Origin of the sequence: Thalassomonas actiniarum (assembly GCF_000948975.2) — a bacterium.
Classification (GTDB): Bacteria; Pseudomonadota; Gammaproteobacteria; order Enterobacterales; family Alteromonadaceae; genus Thalassomonas; species Thalassomonas actiniarum.
Window position 1 is genome coordinate 1,136,284 of sequence record NZ_CP059735.1, and the last position, 23,196, is coordinate 1,159,479.

Consider the following 23,196-nt stretch of genomic DNA (forward strand, 5'->3'; position numbering starts at 1 on the left):
AAAAATATTTCCAGTTCTTTAGTGCCGGATGGGCCTTGTTCTGATAGATTAAATGAGTAAGTGTCAATCATGAATAACAGCCAGGAGATAAACATGGCATTTGAAGTTAAATTCGAGTTGGAAGAGTCGGATCTGGAGTACTTTCGTGAAGTAATGAGAAAGGCACAGGCTGGCACTAAGGCCTTGGATGAAGGTCAGATCTTAAGCAATGCAAAAAACCTTAGTGGTGATGTGAAAGGAAATGTGCCGGAATTTGTTCGTTTGCGTCTTAAGAAGTTAGAAACCTTAGTGGCCATGATCGAAGACAGCGAATGGAAATTGCCGGAAGAAGAGCGGGCCGATGTGCTTAGTGCTTTGGCTTATTTCAGTGAGCCTGAAGATTTAGTGCCGGATCATATCCCGGTGCTGGGTTTTCTCGATGACGCCATTATGATCGAGTTAGTCGCCGAAGAATTGCAGGACGACATTGACGCATTTGAAGAATTTTGCGCTTACCGTGAGCGTGAAGAAGTCAGGGCCGGTGATAATCCTATTACCCGGGAAGAATGGCTGGACTCAAAACGACGCGAATTACATAGTCGTTTACGCCACCGTCGCAGTACCAGGCGCTCGGGTCGTTCTTCGTTCCGCTCCATTTTTTAATGGATAAACGGGAATCATAAAAAAACGCTCAATAGAGCGTTTTTTTATGTTCAGGACGAACGGTATGCTGTGATGACATGGATGTCAAAGAACAGCAATGTTCAAGACGAAGGGTATGCTGCGGTGACATGGATGTCAACAAGCAGCAATTTTTAATGGTTATGGCCGCAACCACCTTCACCGTGCACATGCCCGTGGCTTAATTCTTCTTCCGTAGCATCTCTTACTTCAAGAATTTCTACATCAAAACTGAGATCTATACCGGCTAACGGGTGGTTACCGTCTACGGTTATTTCATCATCACTGATATCGATGACAATAACGGTTTGTTCGCCGTCATCTGTGGTTGCCCGCAGCTGAGTGCCGACATCCAGGTCTTCTATGCCTTCAAACATGGCTTTAGGGACATTCTGGACAAAATTATCGTTGCGCTCGCCATAGGCCTGTTCAGCCTTGACTGCGACTTCAAACTTATCGCCAACCTGATGATCGAGCAGGGCATCTTCCAATCCAGGGATCAGGTAACCTGTGCCATGAATAACCGCCAAAGGCTGGTGGTCGTATGAGCTGTCAATTAAAGTGCCTTCGCTGTCGGATACGGCATAATGCATGACAACGACTTTGTTGCTACTAATTTTCATGTTAATTCCTGGTTTGTTAAGTGGATTAAAATATTTGTGTATTATTTATTTGGCTAACGAATAGGGTAAGGTTGCAACAGACAGCGATGTCTGCGGCTGTTCTTTTATTCTCAGTGGCGTATCGGCGGCTATATCTGTTGTCAGCACCGCCTGGATATAGGTTTGTCCGCTATCTGCCCGGTAAGCTGTCAAGATATCTCCCGCCTTGCGCCAGTTTTCTCCCAGTTGCTGTTCGACAATGTTGCCGGATTGCGCCGTGCCCTGGTGTGTTGTCAACGAATATAAGGCGCGTTTATTTTTCCCCAGGTATTGCATTCTGGCAACGGTTTCTTGTCCCAGGTAGCAGCCTTTAGTAAAGCTGATGCCGTTAATGGCTTGTAGGTTTAACATTTGCGGCACATATTCGAGCAGGGCGTGTTGCTCCAGTATAGGAAATCCTTCGGTTATTTCTATTAAATCCCATAAAGGGGAGGAGTAAAGGGTTAATGCCAGTGGTTCAGTGGCTTTAGTGAGCTGCTCCTGCGGGCCGATAAGTAAATAGCGCGTGATTTCTCCCGGCAGGTAAACCAAAGTGGTATCGCCGTTTTGTACCACCGGGGTCATGTTGTCCGGTACTTGCGGGTAGATTTTTTGGATTTCTGTTTCTGCTTTATTGCCGGCTAAGGCATAAAAGTTAAGGTCATTGCTCTGGCTAATATCGACCTTGGCAAAAACTCCAAATTTCTGTAATTCTGCCAGCGATGCCGCCAGGCAGCTTTTGGGCTGTAGCAACAGGTGTGCGCCTTTGTGGTTAAGGAGGCGAAATACCGAGAGCACTTTTCCCTTGGCATTGCAGTGGGCGCCAATTGTCAGGCTATGTTCATTGGTTTCGTTGACATCACAGGTCACCTGGCCTTGCAGATATTTACTTTGCTCTTCTCCCGATAACGAGATGGCACTGTAATCGGTTAATGCAATCAGAAAAGCGTCGGGAAGTTGTTCAAGGGCCGGCAGGGAAGGGTCAATAGTCATAGAGTTTAAAAAGCCTGGGAATTAATTATTTATAGCAATGAGGGCAATTAAAAAAAAAACAAGGATCAGCCGCGTTTTTTCTTGGTGAAATTGATAGAATATGGCTAATGTTAAACTTTTATGGTGTTTTATGTCGTTGGCTAATAAAAAAGCCCGTTTGAAGTGGGCGTGTCGTCGTGGAATGTTAGAGCTGGATGTACTGTTTATGCCTTTCGTGGATGAGGCTTATGATCAACTCTCTGCGCAGGAACAAATCATTTTTGAACGTTTGTTGACCTGTGAAGATCCTGAGCTTTTTGCCTGGTTTATGGGACATGAAAGTTGTGAAGATCCTGAACTTAACAGCATGGTGCAGCTTATTCTGAACAGGGTAAAAGTTTAAGCTTCAATTTTGTTTATGGGGGCCGGGCTGGTGATTAATGACGGTTTTGGCCCCTGGCACGCCCTGGTTAATGACAGCTCTCCTTTTGCCATCTCTATTTTTGCCTCCGTTAATCACTATCGCCTGTACGGGGGAAGCAGCTTTGTTATTGTTATCCTGTTGTTGCCGATATCGGCACAAACCTTGATGTTAGCTGCCTTTGTTGTCTTTTGTCTGCTCTGCATATACGCGTGTTTTTTATTGGGAAACCCAGGAAAAGCTACCCGACGGCTAAGCTGTTCTTTAATGATATCTGCTGATGGCTATTGTCGTTTTGACCGGGGGCCGGTGCTGAAATTGGTTGCGAGTAGCCGGGTGGGATTTGCCGGTTGCTGGCTGATTTTAACGGATGAACTCCTTGAAGCGCCCGTTGAGCTAAGCCGGGACAAGGCGGTGGCAGCTAAGCCCGTTATTAGTGGTTATTTTATCTTTAAAAACAATGTGTCAACGCAAGACTTTGCCCGTTTAAGCCGCGTGGTATTATCATTGAAGCAGCACCAGGCAAAAGAACAGGGCCTGGAACGTCAGGCCCTGAATTAACGGTTTGCTATGGTTTATTGCCTTAGCTGCCTGATTGGCGTTTGACTTGTTTGCCGGCTGGCTCCGGATTTAATATGGTTGCTTTGGCCTCGGGGCTGAGCTCGGGATAATCTAAGGTATAATGTAGGCCCCGGCTTTCTTTTCGCTGCATTGCGCTGCGGATAATGAGTTCGGCAACCTGCACTAAGTTTCTTAATTCCAGCAAATTATTGCTGACTTTAAAGTGGCGGTAATAATCACTTATTTCCCTTTGCAATAACTCTACCCGGTGCAATGCCCGCTCTAAACGCTTTGTGGTCCGGACGATGCCGACATAATCCCACATAAATAATCTTAATTCATGCCAGTTATGTTGGATCACCACTTCTTCATCCGAATCTGTAACCCGGCTTTCATCCCAGGGGGGCAGGCACTTGGTGCCATGGCACTCGGGTAAAGACTGGCTGATGTCCAGTGCCGCTGCCCGGGCAAAGACCAGGCATTCAAGCAAAGAGTTGCTGGCCATGCGATTGGCGCCATGAAGTCCGGTATAGGTGACTTCGCCGATGCCGTAGAGGTTGGCGATATCGGTGCGGCCATGTTTATCCACCATCACGCCGCCACAGGTATAATGGGCCGCCGGTACGATCGGGATCGGTTGCTGGGTCATATCTATACCCAGGGAAAGGGTTTTTTCATAGATGGTCGGGAAATGCTGTTTGATAAAGTCGGCGGGCTTATGGCTGATGTCCAGATACATGCAGTCGGCGCCTAAACGTTTCATCTCATAATCAATTGCCCGGGCCACTATATCCCGCGGCGCCAGCTCGGCCCTTTCATCGAATTCGAGCATAAAGCGGCTGCCGTCGGGACGCCTGAGGATAGCCCCTTCGCCTCTTAATGCCTCGGTCAGCAGAAAAGTGCCGGCATCCGGATGAAACAGGCAGGTGGGGTGAAATTGGTTAAACTCCATATTGGCCACCCGGCAGCCGGCGCGCCAGGCCATGGCTACCCCGTCGCCGCTGGCGACATCCGGATTGGAAGTGTATTGATAAACTTTACTGGCGCCGCCCGTGGCGAGTATGGTTTTGTGGGCAAAAACGCTTTCTACTTTTTCACTGTTGCGGTTCCAGATATAGGCGCCGATGCAGGATTTTTCTTTGCCTTTCTTGCCCTGCTCACTGATCAGATCGACGGCATTATAACGTTCAAAAATGCGGATACGGTTATGTTGGCGGACTTTATCCACTAAAGTGGTTTGCACCGCCTGTCCGGTGGCGTCTGCGGCGTGGAGAATCCGCCTGTGGCTGTGGCCGCCTTCGCGGGTCAGGTGATAACGTATATTACCGTCATGATTTTTTTCCTGATCAAAATCAACGCCTTGCTCTATCAGCCATTCGAGGCAGGCCTTGGCATTTTCTGCGGTATATTTGACCGTGTCGGCTTCACACAAACCGGCGCCGGCGATCAGGGTATCTGAAACATGGGAGTCGATACTGTCATTTTTGTCAAAAACCGCGGCTATGCCTCCCTGGGCATAGTAGGTGGAGCCTTCATTGATGGGCCCCTTACATAATACGATTACGTCGGCGGTTTTGGCCAGGTGTAATGCCAGGGTTAATCCCGCTGCGCCACTGCCGATAATTAAGACGTCACAATTGTGTTGTTTATTCATATATCTTTGATTTTCAGGTACCCTATACTTAGTTGGTGAATATTAACGCTTAATCGTCATGCAGAACAGTAATAAAGGGATGATATAAAATAAATTCAAATTATTTTTGATTTTATTAGAACTTTTTCGCACATGCACAGTCCTACTTGATGCGTTTGCCATGAGCCAGATGTTATTTATTTTATTGGTTATTAGGAGATATGGCTCGAATGAGCGAACAAAACGTCGACCAGGAACTGGTTGAGCGGGTGCAACGTGGTGATAAAAACGCTTACAACCTGCTAGTGAGAAAATATCAGCATAAAGTTGCCAATTTGGTTTCCCGTTATGTCAAAAATCATAGTGATGTAGCGGATATAGTTCAGGAAGCTTTTATTAAAGCATATCGCGCACTGCCTAATTTTAGAGGGGACAGTGCGTATTACACCTGGCTTTACCGGATTGCGGTAAATTGTGCGAAAAATCATATGGTCGCCAAAGGGCGTAAACCGCCGGGATCAGATGTCGAAATTGAAGATGCAGAATTTTATGATGGTGGTGAGGCATTAAGAGAAAATGCTTCACCGGAGAAACTTTTACTCACGCAAGAAATCAAAAAAGTTATATTCGATACCATAGAGCAATTACCTGAAGATTTGCGCACCGCGATTAATCTCAGAGAACTTGAGGGACTAAGTTATGAAGAAATTGCCACTATTATGGAGTGTCCCGTCGGGACGGTAAGGTCACGTATTTTCAGGGCGCGTGATGCAATAGATAAAAAAATCCGGCCGCTACTTTAAGGCTATATTAAAGGTGTAAATATGAGTGAAACTAAGTTCGAGTCAGTATCATCGCTTGTTGATAACTATCAGGTAAACGACACTGAACTTGATGATATAGTCAAGGATAAGGAGATGTCTGACGCCTGGCAGCGTTATCATTTGATCGGTGACATGATCCGTGATGATGTGCCGCAAGCGTTGGAGTTGGATTTATCGGATGAGATAGCGGCGGCAATTGCACAAGAGCCGACCGTATTAGCCCCTAAAGAGTCAGGACAGGTTTTTGCGGCATTAAAAGCCAAAGTCGTCCAGTTTGCCAAACCTGCCGGTCAAATGGCGATAGCGGCATCCGCCGCCGGCTTGATGATTTTCGGCGTCGGGCAGCAATCAAATACAGAAGAAGAGCTTATCCCCAGCCAGGTGATCCAGACCGCACCTTTTGGCGGTATCGCCAATCCGGTCAGTTATAATACCCAGTCAAACAGCCGCGAAGCCCAGAAACAGGCTTATGTCGAGCAGCACAGGCGTTTTCAGGCGTTATTAGCGGATCATCAGCAACAGATTAAATTAAGTGCCACGGGTGTTGATGCAAGCGCTGCAGCACAGCAGGAAAACCTTAAGCAAAATAAGCAGGATATGGCTGAAGAACAAAATAAATGAAATTAATCGGTTATTTTATACTCTTGGCGGCGGGCAGCTTGCCCGTGTTCGCCGCTGAAAATGAACAGGCCATCTCCTGGCTTGAGCGACTCTCCCAGGCACTACAACAACGCAACTTCAGCACTTCTTTTGTGGTGGTAAAAAACAATCAGGCAGAGCCCTATCACTGGTTTCACGGCGTAAGCAGTGAAGGGGTTGAGCTGGAAATCCTGGCGTTATTAAACGGCCCGCGGCGCGATAAATTACGCAAAGGTAATATTGTCAGTTATATCGAACCCGAATTGCCGCCTTATTCGGTTTTATCGACCCAGATAAGCGGCCCTATTCCAGCGATCCTCAGCGGGGATGTTCATCAATTAAAAGGTCATTATGATTTTATCTCGGTAGGACGAAGCCGGGTATTGGGACGTCCGGCGCAACTGGTGCGTATTGTGCCAAAAGATCAACAAACCTTCGGCCACTGGCTGTGGTTGGATCAGGAGAGCGGCCTGTTACTTAAGCTTGCCATCATCAGCCGTAAAGGCCAGTTACTGGAGCAGGTACAGTTTACCCATCTGGATATCACAGAAAGTCCGTCGGAAAGTTTGCAGCAGCTGCAGGCAACCGAATTACCGAAAGTTTTAGATATCCCCAAGAGTTCACAGGATGAAAAATTTTCATGGCGGGTTAACTGGTTACCGGCGGGATTTGAGCGGGTAAAGGCGAACCGCCACCGCATCCCCGTGACTAAGCAGCCGGTTGAGTTTATGTTGTTTAACGATGGCTTAGTGGATGTTTCCGTTTATGTCGGGACTAGCTCTGATAAACAAAGATCGGTAGAATATGTGATGGATGGCGCTACCGTGATCCTTAATCAGGTGGTTTCGGGTTTTGAGATCAGTGTGGTGGGCAAAATACCGACCAGTACTGCCAAAGCTATTGCCGACTCCATTGTTTTTACTAACTGACCTTATTCGCTGCTTTCTGATCGGGAGCGATGAAGAGTAATCGAGAGCCAGATGATAGAAGAAATGGCAACTGTGGTTGCCATCAACCAAGATCAAGTCACCCTTGAAAGCCAGGTCAAATCAAGTTGCAGCAGTTGCCAGCAAGTGGACAACTGCGGCAGCGGCCAGGTGGCCAAAGCTATCCCCTTACAAAAACTCACCCTGGTTGTCTCTTCCGGGCTGTCCCTTAATGTCGGGGATACCGTCGTACTGGGCTTACCGGAAAAAGGGCTTTTGCAGGTTGCCGCCCAGGTTTATCTCTTGCCTTTGGCAGGGCTGATTGCGGCTTCTTCGCTGGGTCAGTTCCTGATGATGCAGGGCATGTTAACTCATGAAATATTTGCTATTTTACTTGGTGTTTCCGGCGGATATGGCGGATATCGGCTGGCAAAATATCGACAAAAAAATTCGAAAAAAGCCAGGTTATTGCAGCCGGAAATTCTACGCCGCGCCGGGCAGACAATCGCTGTAACAGAAATCCTCCTCTGAATTGTTAAGTAAAGATAGCCCCAGCGCGCTAAATTAGCTAAAATCTCGCCATTATTGTTATAACGACCCTATTTATTTGAATTTCAATTTATGAAAAATATCCGAAATTTTTCGATCATAGCGCATATTGATCATGGTAAATCCACTCTTTCCGACCGCTTAATTCAATACTGTGGAGGCTTGCAAGATCGTGAAATGGAAGCTCAGGTATTGGATTCCATGGATATCGAACGTGAGCGCGGTATTACCATCAAGGCACAAAGTGTGACCTTAAACTATAAAGCCAAAGACGGTGAAACCTACCAGTTAAACTTTATCGATACCCCGGGCCATGTGGATTTCTCCTATGAAGTTTCCCGCTCGTTAGCTTCCTGTGAAGGGGCCCTGCTGGTGGTGGATGCGGGACAGGGGGTTGAAGCGCAAACCGTAGCCAACTGTTATACCGCGATAGAGATGGATCTGGAAGTTTTGCCTATCCTCAATAAAATCGATTTGCCTCAGGCTGATCCTGAGCGTGTTTGTGAAGAAATTGAAGATATCATCGGTATTGATGCCACCGAAGCCGTGAGTTGCTCGGCAAAAACCGGTATTGGTATCGAAGATGTACTGGAAACTATCGTTGCCAATGTACCGGCACCTGAGGGTGATCCTGAGGCAAACTTACAGGCACTGATCGTTGATTCCTGGTTTGATAATTACCAGGGGGTAGTATCACTTGTACGGGTGATGAACGGCGAAATCAAAGCCGGTGATAAAATGCTGGTGATGTCTACCGGGCAAACCCATATTATTGATAAAGTGGGGATTTTTACCCCGAAACAAACCGAAACCGGCATTTTAAAAACCGGTGAGGTAGGTTTTATTATTGCCGGTATCAAAGAGATCCATGGCGCACCTGTCGGGGATACCCTGACCATAGCCAAGCAGCAGGCATCAGAGCCTTTACCCGGCTTTAAGAAAGTGCAACCCCAGGTTTATGCCGGTGTTTTCCCCATCAGCTCGGATGATTATGAAAACTTCCGCGATGCCTTGAACAAGTTAAGCCTCAATGACGCCTCGTTATTCTTTGAGCCGGAAAACTCTTCAGCCCTTGGTTTTGGTTTCCGTATCGGCTTTCTGGGTATGCTGCATATGGAAATTATCCAGGAGCGGCTGGCGCGGGAATATGATCTGGATTTGATCACCACGGCGCCGACGGTAAATTATGAAGTGGCCTGCACCAACGGTAAAATTCTGTCCGTTGATAACCCCGCAGATTTACCGCCGGTGAATGAAATTGATGAAATTCGCGAGCCGATTGTCCAGGCCAATATCCTGGTACCTCAGGAGCATCTGGGGAATGTTATTACCTTGTGTATCGAAAAACGCGGTGTGCAAAAAGATCTGATCTACCACGGTAACCAGGTAGCGGTGACCTATGAGTTGCCTATGGCCGAAGTGGTGATGGACTTCTTTGATAAACTCAAATCCACCAGCCGCGGTTATGCCTCACTGGATTACCATTTTGTCCGTTTTGAAGCCTCCGACATGGTGCGTGCCGATGTGATGATCAATGGCGACCGGGTGGATGCCCTGGCGATGATCACCCACAGATCCAACTCGGTTGCCCGCGGACGTATGCTGGTTGAAAAGCTCAAGGAGCTGATCCACCGCCAGATGTTTGATATCGCGATACAGGCGGCAATAGGCAACAACATTATCGCCCGTACCACGGTAAAACAATTACGTAAAAACGTAACCGCGAAATGTTACGGCGGTGATGTCAGCCGTAAGAAGAAATTACTACAGAAGCAAAAAGAAGGTAAAAAACGTATGAAGCAGGTGGGTAATGTTGAAGTGCCCCAGGAAGCGTTTTTAGCCGTGTTGAAGTTAGATAAATAATAGGGAACTTATGGCTGTTTATTTTTCAATATTTTTAGTGATCGTTACCTTAGTCACCGGAATTGTCTGGGTAGCGGATAAATTTTACCTGGCGCCGCAGCGCAGGCTGAAACTCGCCACGGCGCAAAGCCAGTGTGACGACACCCTGTCCGAGGAAGCGATAGCCAGTATCACAGAGCCGTCGGCGATTGTGGATACTTCGGTACAAATTTTTCCGGTGATCGCTTTTGTGTTGGTGTTGCGTTCATTTTTGTATGAGCCTTTTCAAATTCCTTCCGGCTCTATGATGCCGACCTTGCTTGACGGTGATTTTATCCTGGTGAATAAATATACCTATGGCTTAAGGGATCCGGTGGCGCGCCAGAAGTTTTTTGAAGTCTCAGAGCCTGAACGCGGCGATGTGATGGTGTTTAAATACCCGGTCGATCCGCAAATTGACTTTATCAAGCGGGTGATCGGTTTACCCGGCGACCGCATCATTTACCGCAATAAACAGTTGTACATCAAACCTGCCTGCAGTGAGACTGCCAGTGAATGTCCGGAATTTGAGCCTGTGGTACAAAACTTCCAGGCAAAAGGGGAGTACGATGACGGTATCTCAGATTTAAGCCGTTATAGCTCGCAAATGCCGGAGAAAACCCATGAAATCCTGGTTGACGGACAAACCCTGCCGAGAAAGGCCAATTACTTTAAACAGGCCGGGACGGCGGCGGATGAATTTGTTGTCCCCGAAGGCCAGTATTTTGTGATGGGTGATAACCGGGATAACAGCCTGGACAGCCGTTTTTGGGGCTTTGTACCGGAAGAAAATATTGTCGGGGAAGCCGTGGCTATCTGGATGAGTTTTGATTTCGAGCGTGGTCCGGACAGCTTCTTACCCAGCTGGATACCTACGGGTGTCCGTTTTGAGCGATTAGGCGGAATTAACTGATAGTGATGAAGAATGCCCTGGCCATGAACCGGCTAATGAAAAGGATCAGTTATCAATTTAAGCAACCTGAGTTGTTGACCCAGGCGCTGACGCACCGCAGCGCCAAAGGGGCCCACAATGAACGGCTGGAGTTCCTTGGCGACTCCATTCTCGGTTTTGTGATTGCTGAAGCTTTATATGATAAATTTCCGAAAAACAATGAAGGCGATCTGACCCGGATGCGCTCCAGCCTGGTAAAGGGAGTGACGCTGGCGGAAATCGCAAAAGATTTTCAGCTTGGCGATCACCTGATTTTAGGACCGGGTGAGTTAAAAAGCGGCGGCCATCGCCGGGAATCCATTCTTGAAGATGCGGTGGAAGCCATTATCGGCGCCGTCTACCTGGACTCAGATATCGGCACCTGCCGCACCCTGATTTTGACCTGGTTTGCCAAGCGCCTGGCGCAAATCAAACCCGGCCATGAACAAAAAGATCCTAAAACCCGTTTACAGGAATTTTTACAGGGACGAAAAATCGAATTGCCTTTGTATGAAGTGATCCATACCAGCGGTCAGTCCCATAACCAGGAATTTACCGTGCGCTGTACCACCAGTGTCCTGGAAAATGAAGTTATTACCAAAGGTACCAGCCGCCGCAAAGCGGAGCAAGCGGCTGCTCAGCAAGTGTTGGAGTTGATCGCACATGACAAATGATGAAACAAATTGCGGCCTGATTGCTATTGTCGGCCGCCCCAATGTCGGTAAGTCTACCTTGCTTAACAGTTTGCTTGGCCAGAAAGTCAGTATAACTTCCCGCAAACCGCAAACGACCCGGCACCGTATCTTAGGTATTTTAACCGAGGAAAACCAGCAAGCTATTTTGGTGGATACTCCCGGTTTGCATACCGAAGAGAAACGGGCGATTAACCGCTTGATGAACCGTGCCGCCAGCAGCTCGATTGCCGAGGTGGAACTGGTGGTATTCCTGGTGGAAGGCACCCACTGGACCACGGATGATGAGCTGGTGCTTAATAAAATCAAGCAAACCAATGTGCCTTGTATCCTGGTGGTCAATAAAATTGACAATGTCCAGGACAAGGAAGCCTTGTTGCCCCATTTGCAAAAACTGGGGGCCCTGTATGATTTTCAGGAAATCGTGCCTATCTCTGCTTCTAAAGGAGATAATGTCGACAAGATAAAGTCCCTGTGCCTGGACGCTTTGCCAGAGGGAGAGTTCTGGTTTCCGGAAGATTATATTACCGATCGTTCCAGCCGTTTTATGGCGTCGGAAATTATCCGGGAAAAATTGATCCGCTTTACCGGGGATGAGCTGCCTTATTCTACCACGGTAGAAATTGAGCAGTTTAAAGTTGATAACAAAGGGGTATTACATATCAATGCCCTGGTGCTGGTGGAGCGTAATAGCCAAAAGCGCATGATTATCGGCAATAAAGGGGAAAAGTTGAAAGTCATTGGCCAGGAGTCCCGCCGGGATATGGAAGCCTTGTTTGGCCAGCAGGTGTTTCTGGAAACCTGGGTCAAGGTAAAATCCGGCTGGGCCGATGACGAACGAGCCTTGCGTAGCCTGGGATACGGTGACGATTATTCGGGTTAACCGCCAATTATGATAGTGCAAGAGCAGCGGGCTTTTTTACTTCACAGCCGCCCTTTTAAGGACAGTCAGCACCTGGTGGAGTTGCTGACGGAAAACGACGGTAAAGTCGCTGCACTTGTCTATATGAACAAATCTTCAAAGAGCAGTAAAAGCGGGTTATTACAGCCTTTTACCCCGATAACGGTTGTGCTTAAAGGGCGAAGCAGCCTGAAAAGGCTCAGCCGGGTTGAGGCCTCAGCCAAATCTTATCCTTTAAGCGGTGATAACCTCTACAGCGCCATGTATTTAAATGAACTGCTGGTGCGTTTGCTGGCCGAGCATGTGCCCTGCGAAGAGTTATATCTGAACTATCACGCCAGCCTTGAGGCGTTAACTGCAGCTTCCTCTATTGAACTTATTTTAAGAAAGTTTGAACTGGCCCTCCTGGAGGAACTGGGTATTCCGCTGGATTTTACCCCTGTGATGGAAGTTGCCAGCGGCCACTTTTATTATCAACCTGAGCTGGGCTTTGTTCCCTCGCAAGATCAGAAGCTTTATCCTAATTATCATCAGGGGGCATTACAGGCGATAGCCAGGCAGGACTTTGCTGCCAAAGAAACTTTACTTTGTTTTAAACGCTTAATGCGCCAGGTGTTGTCTGAGTTACTCGGCGCTAAACCTTTACATAGCCGGAAACTGTTTATAAAAAGAGAAACAATGTCATGAATGAAATTTTACTCGGTGTTAATGTCGATCATATCGCTACCTTACGTGAGGCCCGTGGCACTAACTACCCGGATCCTGTTTATGCTTCCTCTGTTGCCGAGCATGCCGGCGCCGACGGTATCACGGTGCACTTACGTGAAGACAGACGCCATATACAAGATCGGGATATTTATGTGCTTAAGCAAACCCTGCACACCCGGATGAATCTGGAAATGGCGGTAACCGAGGAAATGCTGGCGATTGCCTGTGAGGTTAAGCCCGTATTTTGTTGCCTGGTGCCGGAAAAGCGCGAAGAATTAACCACCGAAGGTGGTTTGGATGTTGCCGGGCAAGTGGACAAGATCAGCGATGCTGTGGCCAGGTTAACGGCTGCGGGTATCCAGACCAGCTTGTTTATCGATGCCGACATTAAACAAATTGATGCCGCAGTGGCAAGCAAAGCTCCTTATATAGAAATTCATACCGGGCATTATGCCGATGCCGTTACCGAGCAGGAGCAAATGGCGGAATTAGCACGTTTAAAACAAGGGATCAAATATGCCCATGAGCAGGGGCTTAAAGTCAATGCCGGGCACGGATTGAATTATTTCAATGTAAAACCCGTAGCTGCAATCGAAGAAATTATTGAATTGAATATTGGCCATGCCATCATTGCAAGAGCGGCTATCGACGGTTTAGACAAAGCCGTTCGTGATATGAAACGTCTGATGCTTGAAGCAAGAAATCTGGCCTAAGCAACAGAGCCGTCGGGGAGCTGTAGGCTTGATACCGGCCATGCTCTCCTGATATCACAATGCAAGGGCGGCTATCGACGGTTTAGACAAAGCCGTTCGTGATGTGAAACGTTTGATGCTTGAAGCAAGAAATCTGGCCTAAGCAACAGAGTCCTCGGGGAGCTGTACCGGCCATGCTCTCCTGATATCACAATGCAAGGGCGGTGATCGACGGTTTGGACAACGCCGTTTGTGATAGGAAACGTTTGATGCTTAAAGCAAGAAACCCGGCCCGGGTTTATTTATCTACTCGTAAAGTATTTCGGGAATTGCGGATATTCCATCTACTCCCGCCCTCGCAATGACATGCTTTGAGATTTGCCTCCACGGCCAATAAAGTATGTTCTTGTCTTTATAATTTAGCTGGTTTAATTTGCGTTACTGTTCGACTATAGTTAAAGATGAAGGTGTCTGAATTCTTCAGTCGGAGTATGTTATGCCCTCGCAAAAACAACATGAACTTGAAAGGAGAAAAGAGCCGCCGGAGCAGTCGATTTGGTGGTCAAAGTTGTCTCTAGCCCAAAAATTCTCGGCCAGCAGCCTGGGAAAGTTTGGCTATGAGCTACTGTTTATTCGCAACGAAGAGGGGCGCAGTATTGCCGTGCTGCAGTGTAATGCCGGTATTGCCGCTATCACAGAAGATGGAGAAATTAATACTTCCCCGGAGATTGAGTTAAGAGCTCTGGGTTAGGTTATTTTATAAATCTTCCATTTTGATCCGGCTTTTTAGCCGGATTTTAATTTCTAACGCCAAATTTTATTTCCTGCTTTATTCCCCGTTATTGACTCTCTGTTATTGGTTCCCTGCACTAAGATTCACTGAGTATTTTCAAGGTTTGCGGTGCCTGGTGTAAAACCTTATCCAAATGTTCGAAAAACTCAAAAAACTCAGGTTCCAGTGCTTCCGCGTTTTCTCCGTTCTTTAATGCCGTTTCAATTTGATGGGTTATTTTCCCCAGGTTGGGTACCCCGGTATAGCAGCAGGCGCCGTTTAATTTGTGGATCAGGGTTTTTAAACGCTCGGTATCCTGGTTATTGAGGGCATATTCAATATTCACTTTAGTTTCAGGCAAACTCTGCAGCAGGCCATCAAGCATTTCTTTGGCTAATTCACTGTTATTGCCGGTGCGTTGCAGGGCCAGTGACCAGTTGATCACTTCAATTGAGCCAAAATCATAAGGGTTGGCTTCTGCCTGTACCGGCTCAGGACTGATAACATCAATCACCTCTGGGGTTGTTTCTGCCCTTGGCAGGATGTCACTGTCTTGTGAAAGCTTGTCATCTGATGATGCTTCATCGGGGCGGGGAGCAAAAAGTTCCAGGTTGCCGTACTCGTATAAGGTATGGCGCAACATGGTTTCATCCAGGGGTTTAGTGATGTAGGAGTCAAAGCCTTCCACCAGCAATTTTTCTTTTTCACTGCTTAAGGCATGGGCGGTGACGGCGATAATGGCAGTATCCTCATTAAAAGTATTGCTTCTGATGGCCTTTAATGCGGTAACCCCGTCCATGACCGGCATTTGGATATCCATAAAGATCAAGGCAAACTTTTCATTCTGGCATAAAGTGACCGCCTCCTGGCCGTTGCTGGCGGTGATAACCTCGCTAACCTGCTCAAGCAGCAGCGCCTTGATCAGTTTCAAATTGGCGTCATTGTCATCCACTGCCAACACCTTGATAGGAATTTTTTTGCTCACCACTTCAGGCAGCAGTTTAACGCCGTGAGCCGGTTGTGGCAGCAGGACTTTGCATAACCGGCTGGGGGTAATAGGCTTGCTTAAACAGCTTACGGCACCATTGGCAATCAGGGCTTCCTGTAAATTAGGAGAATTGCTGTTGATGGCTAAATGTATCGCCGAGATCTGGGGCTTAACGGAAGCAATTAATTTTTTCAGATCCGTTAATGCGCTCGGGGTGACATCATGGCCTATCAGGGCAAAGTCATAACAGTTGTTTTGCGCTAAGGCATTGCTAAACTGCTCAAGGCTGGTCACCGGCGTGACCTTCATTTTCCAGCTGGCCAATATTTCACTGGTGGCCATACGGCTGTGGGTGATGGGCTCGTAATAGAGGATATTCTTGTCTGCCAAAGCCTTGGTATTGAGCATGGAAGTCATCGGCAAGGGGTTGACCTCACACTGGAATGAGAACCAGAAGGTGGAACCGCGGTTCTCTTCGGTGATAAAGCCGATATCGCCGTGCATCTCCCGGGCAAGGCGTTGTGAGATCACTAAGCCTAAGCCGGTGCCGCCGTATAAGCGGGTAATGCTTTTATCTGCCTGGCCGAATGCTTCAAAAATACTCTTTTGCTGCTCGCTGTTCATGCCGATGCCGGTATCTGTGACCGTGATTTTAAAAACAGCTAATTTTTCATCGATATGCTCGCTGTCGATATCAATGGATACCAGTCCTTTTTCGGTGAATTTTATTGCGTTATTGGCCAGGTTAATGATGACCTGTTTGATCCTCATGGCATCGCCAATCAGAAAGTCAGGCAGTTGCTGGGCAATACGCAGTGACAGTTCAAGATTTTTCTGGTGGGCAATAGGCGCCAGCAAGGTCAGGGTTTCTTCCACGCTGTCCCTTAAGGAAAACGGGATATTCTCAATGATCATTTTATCGGCATCGAGTTTGGAAAAATCGAGAATATCGTTGATGATGGCCAATAAGCTGTTGGCAGATCTTTCAATGGTTTGCAGATAATCCCGCTGGGTTTCGCTTAACGGGGTTTTCAGCACCTGGCGGGTAAAACCGATCACGCCATTAAGGGGAGTGCGCAATTCATGACTCATATTGGCCAAAAACTCGGATTTTACCCGGTTGGCGTCTTGTGCCTTACGCTTGGAAATATCCAGTTCAACGTTTTGGATTTCAAATTGCTCCAGGCTTTCCCGTAAATCTATGGTGGCCTGATCTATGCTTCTTTGCATTTCGTCATGGTAATCTCCTAAAGATTGCGCCATGGCGTTGATGCCATTTTTCAAGAAGTTGAGCTCGCCGATCAACTGGCCGCTGACCCGGCTTTCCAGTTTTCCTTCCCGGATGCGGTCAACGGCGTTGACCATGGAAGTGACCGGGCGGGTAACGTTTTTGATCAGCTGAAAGGCAAATATCGCGCTGAGCAGGGAGCCGAAAATCACGATGGAAAAAGCAATTAAAAACTGGCTTTGTTGCCTGTATTTGATTTTATCCCGGTCGATTTGCATGGCAATATAACCGACGATTGTGGGGTTACCCTTTAGTTCTTCAAGATTTTTTACCTGGTGGCTTTCATCTATGATCGGGGTACGGAAAATCAGGTAATTATCCAGTTTTTCTAAATGGGTGTTTTGCGGGATATTTTTCCCGGCTTTAATGCGCATCACATTGGTATCGCCATGGTAGGCGCTGGTGACAAATATCTGGTTGTCTTTGGTGAAAACGGCAATGCTTTTCACTATGTTGGCATGGCTTCTGTGGGCAAATCCAATCAGGTGGCGTAATTTTTCCCGGTCTTTATTGATAATGGGGTCGGCACTGGCAATGGCGATAGGTTCAATAATGCTTTGTGAGCGTAAGGTGAGAAACTCTTCCAGTTCAACATAACGGCTATATGAAAAGTAACCGGCTACTCCTAAGCCAATTAATGTCGTCGGTATGATTGTAAGCAGAACTACCCAGTCCTTTAGACTTATTTTATGCATATTTCCGTTTTTACTTAGTGTAAAATCCGATTCTGATTACGCTTATGATGGCATATAGCGGCGAAAATATATAGCGTTCTGGATTTTGGTTACCTTAAATCATGGCAAATTTTTTTAAAGCAAGCACAAAAAAACATACTCTGGGGCAAAAAATAACGGTGCGGATAGAGCGCCTGGATTTAAATGGCTGCGGGGTGGGGTATTATCAAAAAAAACCGGTTTTTGTTGCCGGCGCCCTGGTAGGAGAAACGGCCCGGGTACGGGTGGTCGAGCAAAAAAGTAAATATCTGCGCGGACAATTACAGGGGCTGGAGAACGAAAGTAAGCACAGGATAGCGCCTTTTTGCCGCCATTATCAAAAATGCGGCGGCTGTGATCTTCAGCATCTGGCCTATCAGCAACAGCTTAATTTTAAACAGGATAAAGTCACGCAGCTTTTCGCCCGCAACCAGATTAACGCCCCTTTACCCTGGCAGCTGCCGTTATTGGCCGGGGAAAGACATTACCGCCGAAAGGCACGTATCGGGGTGCAATATGCCAAAGACGGCAGTGCCACTATCGGCTTTCGCCAAAAAGCCACCAACGACCTGGTTGCCCTTGATGCCTGTCCAGTGCTGGTGGAGCCGGTTACCGATATCTTTGCGTTATTAAAGCCTTTGCTGGCAAGTTTATCGGTAAAGCAGGCGATAGGGCATATCGAAGTATTGGTTACCGGGCATATCACCCTGATTGTTCGCCAGTTGAAACCTTTAACGGATGAAGATAAGGCTTTGTGGCTACAGGCGGCAACAGCGCATCACTGGCAAATTCTGCTGGATAACGGCAAGGACGTGCTGCCCCTGACCCGGGTGGAGCCCCTCAGTTATGCCTTATCGGACGGACTCACCATCGGCTTTACCGGCAAGGACTTTATCCAGGTCAATCACGATATGAATGTGCAGATGGTTAGCCAGGCGCTGGACTGGTTGGCGCTGGACTCCGGTGATAAGGTGTTGGATTTATTTTGCGGCCTGGGCAATTTCAGTCTGCCGGTGGCGGCCCGGGTGCTGCAGCTGACAGGTGTTGAAGGGGTACAGAGCATGGTAGAACGGGCACAAAAAAATGCCCGGGATAACGGCCTGGAAAATTGTGCTTTTTATCAGGCAGACTTAAACAGTTCCTGGCAGGATTTGCCCTGGGCGCAGGAAAGTTTTGATAAAGTTCTGCTCGATCCGGCAAGAGCCGGCGCATTAGAGGCAATAGAGCAGCTGCTGAAGTTCAAAATCGCGACCTTGCTTTATGTCAGCTGCGATCCGGCAACGCTGGCCAGGGATAGTAAAGTTTTATTGGACGCCGGCTATAAAATTGAAAAAATCGCCATAATGGATATGTTTTCCCAGACCAAGCATGTTGAAACTATGGTATTGTTTAGTTACCCATAGCCGGAGCGTTAGCGCCGGATCGGCTGGTCGGTTTATTTACTTTTTCATTTATTTAACTGTAAGGAAACTATGATGGTTTCAGTGCGTAAGTCTCATCACATGACAGAGACAAATTTTGAGTTATGGTTGGCTTCGTTGGAATTAACGCCGGCGAAAAACCAGGCTTTAGAAGCCCTTTGGCATCAGGTAAAAGAGTATTTTACCGATCAGGGGGAATGTGAAAGTAAATCGTTTGAGATGGTAGAAATCCTGGCGGCATTAAACCTGGATAAAGACTCCCTGGTAGCGGCCTTTTTATGCCCCCTGTATGAGTACCATTGCCTGAGCATGGAGTACATAGAAGAGCACTTCAACCGGCAAGTTTTCCTGTTATGTAAAGGGGTTTGCCAGATGGAGGCGATTAAGGCGCTGCAGCAAACCCAGTCCAATCCGCTGGCGGTCAACCAGATAGACAATATCCGCCGCATGTTGCTGGCTATGGTGGAAGATGTCAGGGCGGTGGTGATCAAACTGGCCGAGCGCTTATGTTATTTACGTATCGTGAAAAACGCCGATGAAGAGTTGCGGGTGCTGGCAGCCAAGGAAACGGCCAACATCTATGCACCGCTGGCCAACCGTTTAGGCATAGGCCAGTTGAAGTGGGAGCTTGAAGACATTGCCTTTCGTTATTTGCACCCGGATGTCTACAGCAAGATCGCCAAGTTGCTGGATGAAAAACGTCTCGATCGTGAACGTTACATGGTGGAATTTGTCGGCGATCTTAACCAGAAAATTAAGGATGCCGGCATCAGCGGCACGGTTTACGGCCGTCCCAAGCATATTTACAGCATCTGGAAAAAAATGCAGCAAAAGGAACTGGATTTTGAACAGTTGTTTGATGTCCGTGCGGTACGGGTGATAGTCGACCAGCTGCAGGATTGCTACGGTGCCCTGGGGATAGTGCACACCAACTGGAAGCATCTGGCCAATGAATTTGACGATTATGTTGCCACGCCTAAACCCAATGGTTACCAGTCCATCCATACCGTGGTCCTGGGGCCGGAAGGTAAATCGATAGAAGTGCAGATCCGCACCCAGCAGATGCATGATGATGCCGAACTCGGGGTGGCGGCCCACTGGCGTTATAAAGAAGGCAGTGCCGGCGGCAAAGGCGGCGGTTTTGATGAGAAAATCGGTTGGCTGAGAAAGATTTTGCAATGGCAGGAAGACATCAGTGAAAGCGGTGAACTTATCGAAGAGCTGCGCAGCCAGGTATTTGAAGACCGCATTTATGTCTTTACCCCGAACGGCGATGTTATCGACCTGCCGGCGGGGGCTACACCGCTGGATTTTGCCTATTATATCCATTCCAATGTCGGTCACTGCTGCATCGGTGCCAAGGTCTTTGGCCGTATTGTGCCCTTTACCCATAAGCTGCAAACCGGGGACCAGGTGGAAGTGCTGACCAGCAAAAAACCTAACCCCAGCCGGGACTGGTTAAACCCGAATTTAAATTACATCCATAGTGCCCGGGCACGGGCCAAGGTACAGCATTTCTTTAAATCCCAGGACAGGGACAAGCATGTGCTGCAAGGCAAAGAGCTGCTCGATAACGAGCTGGCGAAACTCCAGCTCAGTAGAGTTGATCTTAAAGAGGCGGCGAAACGTTTTAATGTCACCCATGTGGAAGACTTATATGCGGCGTTAGGCTCAGGCAACGCCAGGTTACAGCAGGTGATTAATTATCTTACCCAGCAGGATGAAAAAAATCAGCCGGTCGCCGATATTGATCCCCAGAGCCTGATCAAACCGGAAAGTACTTCAAAACCTGCGGTAGACAGCAATGGTATTACCGTGTCCGGGGTGGGCAATTTATTGACCCATATTGCCAAGTGCTGTCACCCGGTGCCGGGGGATGAAATTTCCGGCTTTATCACCCAGGGGCGCGGCATTTCCGTGCACCGGGCGGATTGCGAGCAATTGAAAAATGCCTTTAAGCAGCAGCCTGAACGTGAAGTTGAAGTGCAGTGGGGGGATCAAAGCAAGCAAAGTTACCAGGTAGGGGTACAGGTAGTCGCCAGTGACCGCCAGGGGCTGGTGCGGGATATTTCCACCATTATTGCCAATGAAAGGGTGAGTATTGTCGGTTTGGAAAGCCACTCCGACAGCCGCCAGCAAACCACCAGCATGTCGATAAAAATGGAGATCGGCAATAGCGAAGTGTTGACCCGTTTGATGGGGAAGCTGCTGCAACTTGATGACGTCCATGACGTTAAACGTCTTTAGCCGGCAGGGCCTTGGTTGCCAGAGTCCTTAGCGGCAAAAGCAAAGATAAGTTGTTGAAAATAAAGAATACTATAAAGAAGTCGATAAAATTATGTTAGAGATGAAACCTTCGATGGAGAAGCTGCGCTGGATCATGGAGCAGCTCAGGGATCCTGTAACCGGCTGTCCCTGGGATATCAAACAGGACTTTGCCTCTATTGTGCCCCATACCCTGGAAGAAGCTTATGAAGTGGCGGACGCCATAGAGCAGGGGGATTTTAGCGAGCTGGAAAAAGAGCTCGGCGATCTGTTGTTTCAGGTGGTGTTTTACAGTCAGTTGGGTAAAGAAGAAAAGCTTTTTGATTTTGACTCTGTGGTGGCCGCCATTTGTGAAAAACTGATCCGTCGCCATCCCCATGTTTTCGCCAAAACCGAGTTTTCTTCTGAGGCGCAAATAAAAGCTAATTGGGAAAATGAGAAAATAAAGGAGCGCCGGGAAAAAAATGACCGTCAGTCGTTGAGTATTTTGGCGGATATCCCTAAGGCTTTACCGGCCTTATCCCAGGCGGCCAAAATCCAGAAACGCTGTGCCCACGTTGGTTTCGACTGGCACCAGATCGATGATGTTTTTGCCAAGGTCGCCGAAGAGGTAGAGGAAGTGCGGGAGCATTTACATGGCGACAGGCAGGAATTAACGGCTGAGCTGGGAGATCTGATGTTTGCCGTGGTGAATTTATGTCGCCATGCCAAACAAGATCCCGAAGCGGTATTGCGCCAGGCGAACCAGAAGTTTACCAAACGTTTCCATGGGGTTGAAGGGAAAGTGGCGGCCTCGGGACAAGGCTTTGAACAACATAGCCTGGAACAGCTGGAAAATTACTGGCAAGAGATCAAGGCGGATGAACAGCCCTGAGCCACAGAAAGTCCTGAGCCACAGAAAGCCCTGAGCCACAGAAAGCCCCGAGCCACAGAAAGTCCTGAACAGTCGACAGCTTTAAGCGGTAAAAAACTGAGTCCGCTTATTTACCCTGGAGGTATAACTTGTCCCGGATAATCTCCATTAACTTGGTAATTAATTGAAATGAATGATGTAAAAACCGCTAAACAGCAGACCGTCAAAGTGAGTATAGGTTTAACGGACCCGAAAAGTCCGTCCAATGTCGGTGCCGTGATGCGCGCCGCCGGTTGTTATCAGGCGGATGCGGTATATTATACCGGTCAGCGTTATGCCCGCGCCGCGAAATTTAATACCGATACCAAAAATGTTGCCGCCAATATTCCGTTAACCCGGTGTGACTCTTTGGTGGAGCAGGCAGGGCAAGGGGTGAAACTTGTCTGTGTTGAGCTGGTGGAAGGGGCAACCCCGTTGCCGGCTTTTAAGCACCCTGAGCGGGCTTGTTATATTTTTGGTCCCGAAGACGGCACCTTGTCCCAGCAAGTGATCGACCAGTCAGATGCGGTGGTTTATGTGCCCACCACTGGCTGCATGAATCTTGCCGCCACCGTCAATGTCCTGCTTTATGATCGCCTGGCTAAATCCGAAGATATGGCGGCCGGTGATGAGCTGATCCGGCAAAGCCGTGATACCAACAATAAAGTTAAAGTGAAATCCGGGGAAGCGCCTCTGCTTGAGGGCTAAAAGCCGATAATAAAGGGCAGGGCACTGGGCCTTATTCGCTTTGTGCCTGCGCTTGTGTTGTTTGCTTTACTCCTTCCTCTGTTGCTGCTTCCGTTTGCATTTCGCCTTGCCCGGCAGCCAAAGCTAACTTCTCTCGCTCGGCTTTGCTGATATATCTGGGTTTATTGCTTTTATGCAGTTTGGCATTTGCCTTTTTGGCTTTTTTCTTCAGGGTTTCTTTGATTTTTTTCTTTCTGTTCATCTTTACTTCCAGCGAAATGCAATTGATAGCCGGTTATTGTAAACGTTAACAAGCGGTCTATAAATAAGGAAAGCCAAGTGCCGGTGGGTTTAAGTTCACCACATAAAGACTATACTGGGGAAAGTACCGGTGAACGCATTTGGGGTTAACTAATAAACTATGATAGAATCAGATACTTAAATCTTAATCATCGGGTAAAGTTCCAGCCGGGGCGGCTGCGGCTGTTAAGGTTTAGCTAAAGTTGGCAAATGAAAACTTTTAACAAACATTTTACTAT

At 47.8% G+C, this 23,196-nt stretch carries 23 protein-coding genes; 18 read left to right on the forward strand and 5 right to left on the reverse strand.

The features are described 5' to 3' along the window. Nucleotides 1–93 precede the first annotated feature (93 nt). The gene (locus tag SG35_RS05000) at nucleotides 94–642 is read left to right on the forward strand and encodes a YkvA family protein (RefSeq protein ID WP_044834708.1); all 549 of its coding nucleotides are present in this window, start codon (nucleotides 94–96) and stop codon (nucleotides 640–642) included. Between the two features lie 152 nt (nucleotides 643–794). Here the strand turns inward: SG35_RS05000 and SG35_RS05005 are convergent, their stop codons facing one another. Beyond that, on the reverse strand, nucleotides 795–1,283 hold the full coding sequence (locus SG35_RS05005; RefSeq protein ID WP_044834709.1) for an FKBP-type peptidyl-prolyl cis-trans isomerase: 489 nt from the start codon (nucleotides 1,281–1,283) through the stop codon (nucleotides 795–797). A 45-nt stretch (nucleotides 1,284–1,328) separates the two neighbouring features. Then, nucleotides 1,329–2,294, reverse strand: a complete 966-nt coding sequence (gene ygfZ, locus SG35_RS05010; protein ID WP_044834710.1) for a tRNA-modifying protein YgfZ — start codon at nucleotides 2,292–2,294, stop codon at nucleotides 1,329–1,331. A gap of 130 nt (nucleotides 2,295–2,424) precedes the next feature. Between ygfZ and SG35_RS05015 the strand changes: the two genes are divergently transcribed. Continuing rightward, nucleotides 2,425–2,676: an FAD assembly factor SdhE gene (locus SG35_RS05015; protein ID WP_044834772.1), complete on the forward strand. Its 252-nt coding sequence runs from the start codon at nucleotides 2,425–2,427 to the stop codon at nucleotides 2,674–2,676. Between the two features lie 9 nt (nucleotides 2,677–2,685). Next, nucleotides 2,686–3,255, forward strand: coding sequence for a hypothetical protein (locus SG35_RS05020; protein ID WP_152646738.1), 570 nt, complete (start codon nucleotides 2,686–2,688; stop codon nucleotides 3,253–3,255). Nucleotides 3,256–3,277: 22 nt separating this feature from the next. Here SG35_RS05020 and nadB read toward each other — a convergent pair whose 3' ends face one another. Beyond that, entirely contained in the window at nucleotides 3,278–4,909 is a 1,632-nt protein-coding gene (gene nadB, locus SG35_RS05025; RefSeq protein ID WP_044834712.1) for an L-aspartate oxidase, read from the reverse strand. Between the two features lie 209 nt (nucleotides 4,910–5,118). On the opposite strand from nadB, the gene rpoE reads away from it, so the two are divergent. From rpoE to SG35_RS05080, 11 genes are all read left to right on the forward strand, one after another. Continuing rightward, on the forward strand, nucleotides 5,119–5,691 hold the full coding sequence (gene rpoE, locus SG35_RS05030) for an RNA polymerase sigma factor RpoE (protein ID WP_044834713.1): 573 nt from the start codon (nucleotides 5,119–5,121) through the stop codon (nucleotides 5,689–5,691). 21 nt (nucleotides 5,692–5,712) lie between these two features. Then, nucleotides 5,713–6,333 (forward strand): sigma-E factor negative regulatory protein, encoded by a 621-nt coding sequence (locus SG35_RS05035; RefSeq protein ID WP_053043279.1) that lies wholly within the window; start codon nucleotides 5,713–5,715, stop codon nucleotides 6,331–6,333. Further along, nucleotides 6,330–7,280: a MucB/RseB C-terminal domain-containing protein gene (locus tag SG35_RS05040; RefSeq protein WP_044834714.1), complete on the forward strand. Its 951-nt coding sequence runs from the start codon at nucleotides 6,330–6,332 to the stop codon at nucleotides 7,278–7,280. The genes SG35_RS05035 and SG35_RS05040 overlap by 4 nt, the downstream gene beginning before the upstream one ends. A 51-nt stretch (nucleotides 7,281–7,331) precedes the next feature. Then, nucleotides 7,332–7,808, forward strand: a complete 477-nt coding sequence (locus SG35_RS05045; protein ID WP_044834715.1) for a SoxR reducing system RseC family protein — start codon at nucleotides 7,332–7,334, stop codon at nucleotides 7,806–7,808. 90 nt (nucleotides 7,809–7,898) lie between these two features. After that, on the forward strand, nucleotides 7,899–9,689 hold the full coding sequence (gene lepA, locus SG35_RS05050; RefSeq protein WP_044834716.1) for a translation elongation factor 4: 1,791 nt from the start codon (nucleotides 7,899–7,901) through the stop codon (nucleotides 9,687–9,689). 10 nt (nucleotides 9,690–9,699) lie between these two features. Then, the gene (gene lepB, locus SG35_RS05055; protein ID WP_044834717.1) at nucleotides 9,700–10,620 is read left to right on the forward strand and encodes a signal peptidase I; all 921 of its coding nucleotides are present in this window, start codon (nucleotides 9,700–9,702) and stop codon (nucleotides 10,618–10,620) included. Between the two features lie 5 nt (nucleotides 10,621–10,625). Continuing rightward, nucleotides 10,626–11,312 carry a ribonuclease III gene (gene rnc / locus SG35_RS05060; RefSeq protein WP_201777825.1) on the forward strand — a complete coding sequence of 229 codons (687 nt, stop codon included), beginning with the start codon at nucleotides 10,626–10,628 and terminating at the stop codon, nucleotides 11,310–11,312. Further along, nucleotides 11,302–12,213 (forward strand): GTPase Era, encoded by a 912-nt coding sequence (era, locus tag SG35_RS05065; RefSeq protein WP_044834718.1) that lies wholly within the window; start codon nucleotides 11,302–11,304, stop codon nucleotides 12,211–12,213. Before rnc ends, era begins: the two co-directional genes overlap by 11 nt. A 9-nt stretch (nucleotides 12,214–12,222) precedes the next feature. Continuing rightward, complete coding sequence (recO, locus tag SG35_RS05070; protein WP_044834719.1) at nucleotides 12,223–12,918, forward strand: DNA repair protein RecO; 696 nt, start codon at nucleotides 12,223–12,225, stop codon at nucleotides 12,916–12,918. Further along, nucleotides 12,915–13,652 carry a pyridoxine 5'-phosphate synthase gene (gene pdxJ, locus SG35_RS05075; RefSeq protein ID WP_044834720.1) on the forward strand — a complete coding sequence of 246 codons (738 nt, stop codon included), beginning with the start codon at nucleotides 12,915–12,917 and terminating at the stop codon, nucleotides 13,650–13,652. Before recO ends, pdxJ begins: the two co-directional genes overlap by 4 nt. Nucleotides 13,653–14,127: 475 nt before the next feature. Beyond that, nucleotides 14,128–14,382: a hypothetical protein gene (locus SG35_RS05080; protein ID WP_044834721.1), complete on the forward strand. Its 255-nt coding sequence runs from the start codon at nucleotides 14,128–14,130 to the stop codon at nucleotides 14,380–14,382. Nucleotides 14,383–14,500: 118 nt separating this feature from the next. Here SG35_RS05080 and barA read toward each other — a convergent pair whose 3' ends face one another. Further along, the gene (barA, locus tag SG35_RS05085; RefSeq protein WP_044834722.1) at nucleotides 14,501–17,374 is read right to left on the reverse strand and encodes a two-component sensor histidine kinase BarA; all 2,874 of its coding nucleotides are present in this window, start codon (nucleotides 17,372–17,374) and stop codon (nucleotides 14,501–14,503) included. Between the two features lie 101 nt (nucleotides 17,375–17,475). Between barA and rlmD the strand changes: the two genes are divergently transcribed. The 4 genes from rlmD to SG35_RS05105 all read left to right on the forward strand — a co-directional run bounded on the left by rlmD (nucleotide 17,476) and on the right by SG35_RS05105 (nucleotide 22,678). Then, nucleotides 17,476–18,795, forward strand: a complete 1,320-nt coding sequence (gene rlmD / locus SG35_RS05090; protein ID WP_044834723.1) for a 23S rRNA (uracil(1939)-C(5))-methyltransferase RlmD — start codon at nucleotides 17,476–17,478, stop codon at nucleotides 18,793–18,795. A gap of 72 nt (nucleotides 18,796–18,867) precedes the next feature. Next, complete coding sequence (relA, locus tag SG35_RS05095) at nucleotides 18,868–21,060, forward strand: GTP diphosphokinase (protein ID WP_044834724.1); 2,193 nt, start codon at nucleotides 18,868–18,870, stop codon at nucleotides 21,058–21,060. A gap of 91 nt (nucleotides 21,061–21,151) precedes the next feature. Next, nucleotides 21,152–21,952, forward strand: a complete 801-nt coding sequence (gene mazG / locus SG35_RS05100; RefSeq protein ID WP_152646739.1) for a nucleoside triphosphate pyrophosphohydrolase — start codon at nucleotides 21,152–21,154, stop codon at nucleotides 21,950–21,952. 168 nt (nucleotides 21,953–22,120) lie between these two features. Further along, the gene (locus SG35_RS05105) at nucleotides 22,121–22,678 is read left to right on the forward strand and encodes an RNA methyltransferase (RefSeq protein WP_044834725.1); all 558 of its coding nucleotides are present in this window, start codon (nucleotides 22,121–22,123) and stop codon (nucleotides 22,676–22,678) included. A gap of 31 nt (nucleotides 22,679–22,709) precedes the next feature. Here the strand turns inward: SG35_RS05105 and SG35_RS05110 are convergent, their stop codons facing one another. Then, entirely contained in the window at nucleotides 22,710–22,919 is a 210-nt protein-coding gene (locus SG35_RS05110; RefSeq protein ID WP_044834726.1) for a DUF2986 domain-containing protein, read from the reverse strand. Between the last annotated feature and the right edge of the window lie 277 nt (nucleotides 22,920–23,196).

Excerpts from the sequence above, each read along its gene's own strand:
- SG35_RS05105 (WP_044834725.1), top strand. The coding sequence starts at position 22,121 with ATGAATGATGTAAAAACCGCTAAACAGCAGACCGTCAAAGTGAGTATA.
- lepB (WP_044834717.1), top strand. The coding sequence starts at position 9,700 with ATGGCTGTTTATTTTTCAATATTTTTAGTGATCGTTACCTTAGTCACC.
- rnc (WP_201777825.1), top strand. The coding sequence starts at position 10,626 with ATGAAGAATGCCCTGGCCATGAACCGGCTAATGAAAAGGATCAGTTAT.
- SG35_RS05080 (WP_044834721.1), top strand. The coding sequence starts at position 14,128 with ATGCCCTCGCAAAAACAACATGAACTTGAAAGGAGAAAAGAGCCGCCG.
- lepA (WP_044834716.1), top strand. The coding sequence starts at position 7,899 with ATGAAAAATATCCGAAATTTTTCGATCATAGCGCATATTGATCATGGT.
- ygfZ (WP_044834710.1), bottom strand. The coding sequence starts at position 2,294 with ATGACTATTGACCCTTCCCTGCCGGCCCTTGAACAACTTCCCGACGCT.
- mazG (WP_152646739.1), top strand. The coding sequence starts at position 21,152 with ATGTTAGAGATGAAACCTTCGATGGAGAAGCTGCGCTGGATCATGGAG.
- recO (WP_044834719.1), top strand. The coding sequence starts at position 12,223 with ATGATAGTGCAAGAGCAGCGGGCTTTTTTACTTCACAGCCGCCCTTTT.
- relA (WP_044834724.1), top strand. The coding sequence starts at position 18,868 with ATGGTTTCAGTGCGTAAGTCTCATCACATGACAGAGACAAATTTTGAG.
- SG35_RS05040 (WP_044834714.1), top strand. The coding sequence starts at position 6,330 with ATGAAATTAATCGGTTATTTTATACTCTTGGCGGCGGGCAGCTTGCCC.
- SG35_RS05035 (WP_053043279.1), top strand. The coding sequence starts at position 5,713 with ATGAGTGAAACTAAGTTCGAGTCAGTATCATCGCTTGTTGATAACTAT.
- era (WP_044834718.1), top strand. The coding sequence starts at position 11,302 with ATGACAAATGATGAAACAAATTGCGGCCTGATTGCTATTGTCGGCCGC.
- SG35_RS05045 (WP_044834715.1), top strand. The coding sequence starts at position 7,332 with ATGATAGAAGAAATGGCAACTGTGGTTGCCATCAACCAAGATCAAGTC.
- nadB (WP_044834712.1), bottom strand. The coding sequence starts at position 4,909 with ATGAATAAACAACACAATTGTGACGTCTTAATTATCGGCAGTGGCGCA.
- rpoE (WP_044834713.1), top strand. The coding sequence starts at position 5,119 with ATGAGCGAACAAAACGTCGACCAGGAACTGGTTGAGCGGGTGCAACGT.
- SG35_RS05000 (WP_044834708.1), top strand. The coding sequence starts at position 94 with ATGGCATTTGAAGTTAAATTCGAGTTGGAAGAGTCGGATCTGGAGTAC.
- SG35_RS05015 (WP_044834772.1), top strand. The coding sequence starts at position 2,425 with ATGTCGTTGGCTAATAAAAAAGCCCGTTTGAAGTGGGCGTGTCGTCGT.
- SG35_RS05005 (WP_044834709.1), bottom strand. The coding sequence starts at position 1,283 with ATGAAAATTAGTAGCAACAAAGTCGTTGTCATGCATTATGCCGTATCC.
- rlmD (WP_044834723.1), top strand. The coding sequence starts at position 17,476 with ATGGCAAATTTTTTTAAAGCAAGCACAAAAAAACATACTCTGGGGCAA.
- pdxJ (WP_044834720.1), top strand. The coding sequence starts at position 12,915 with ATGAATGAAATTTTACTCGGTGTTAATGTCGATCATATCGCTACCTTA.
- barA (WP_044834722.1), bottom strand. The coding sequence starts at position 17,374 with ATGCATAAAATAAGTCTAAAGGACTGGGTAGTTCTGCTTACAATCATA.
- SG35_RS05110 (WP_044834726.1), bottom strand. The coding sequence starts at position 22,919 with ATGAACAGAAAGAAAAAAATCAAAGAAACCCTGAAGAAAAAAGCCAAA.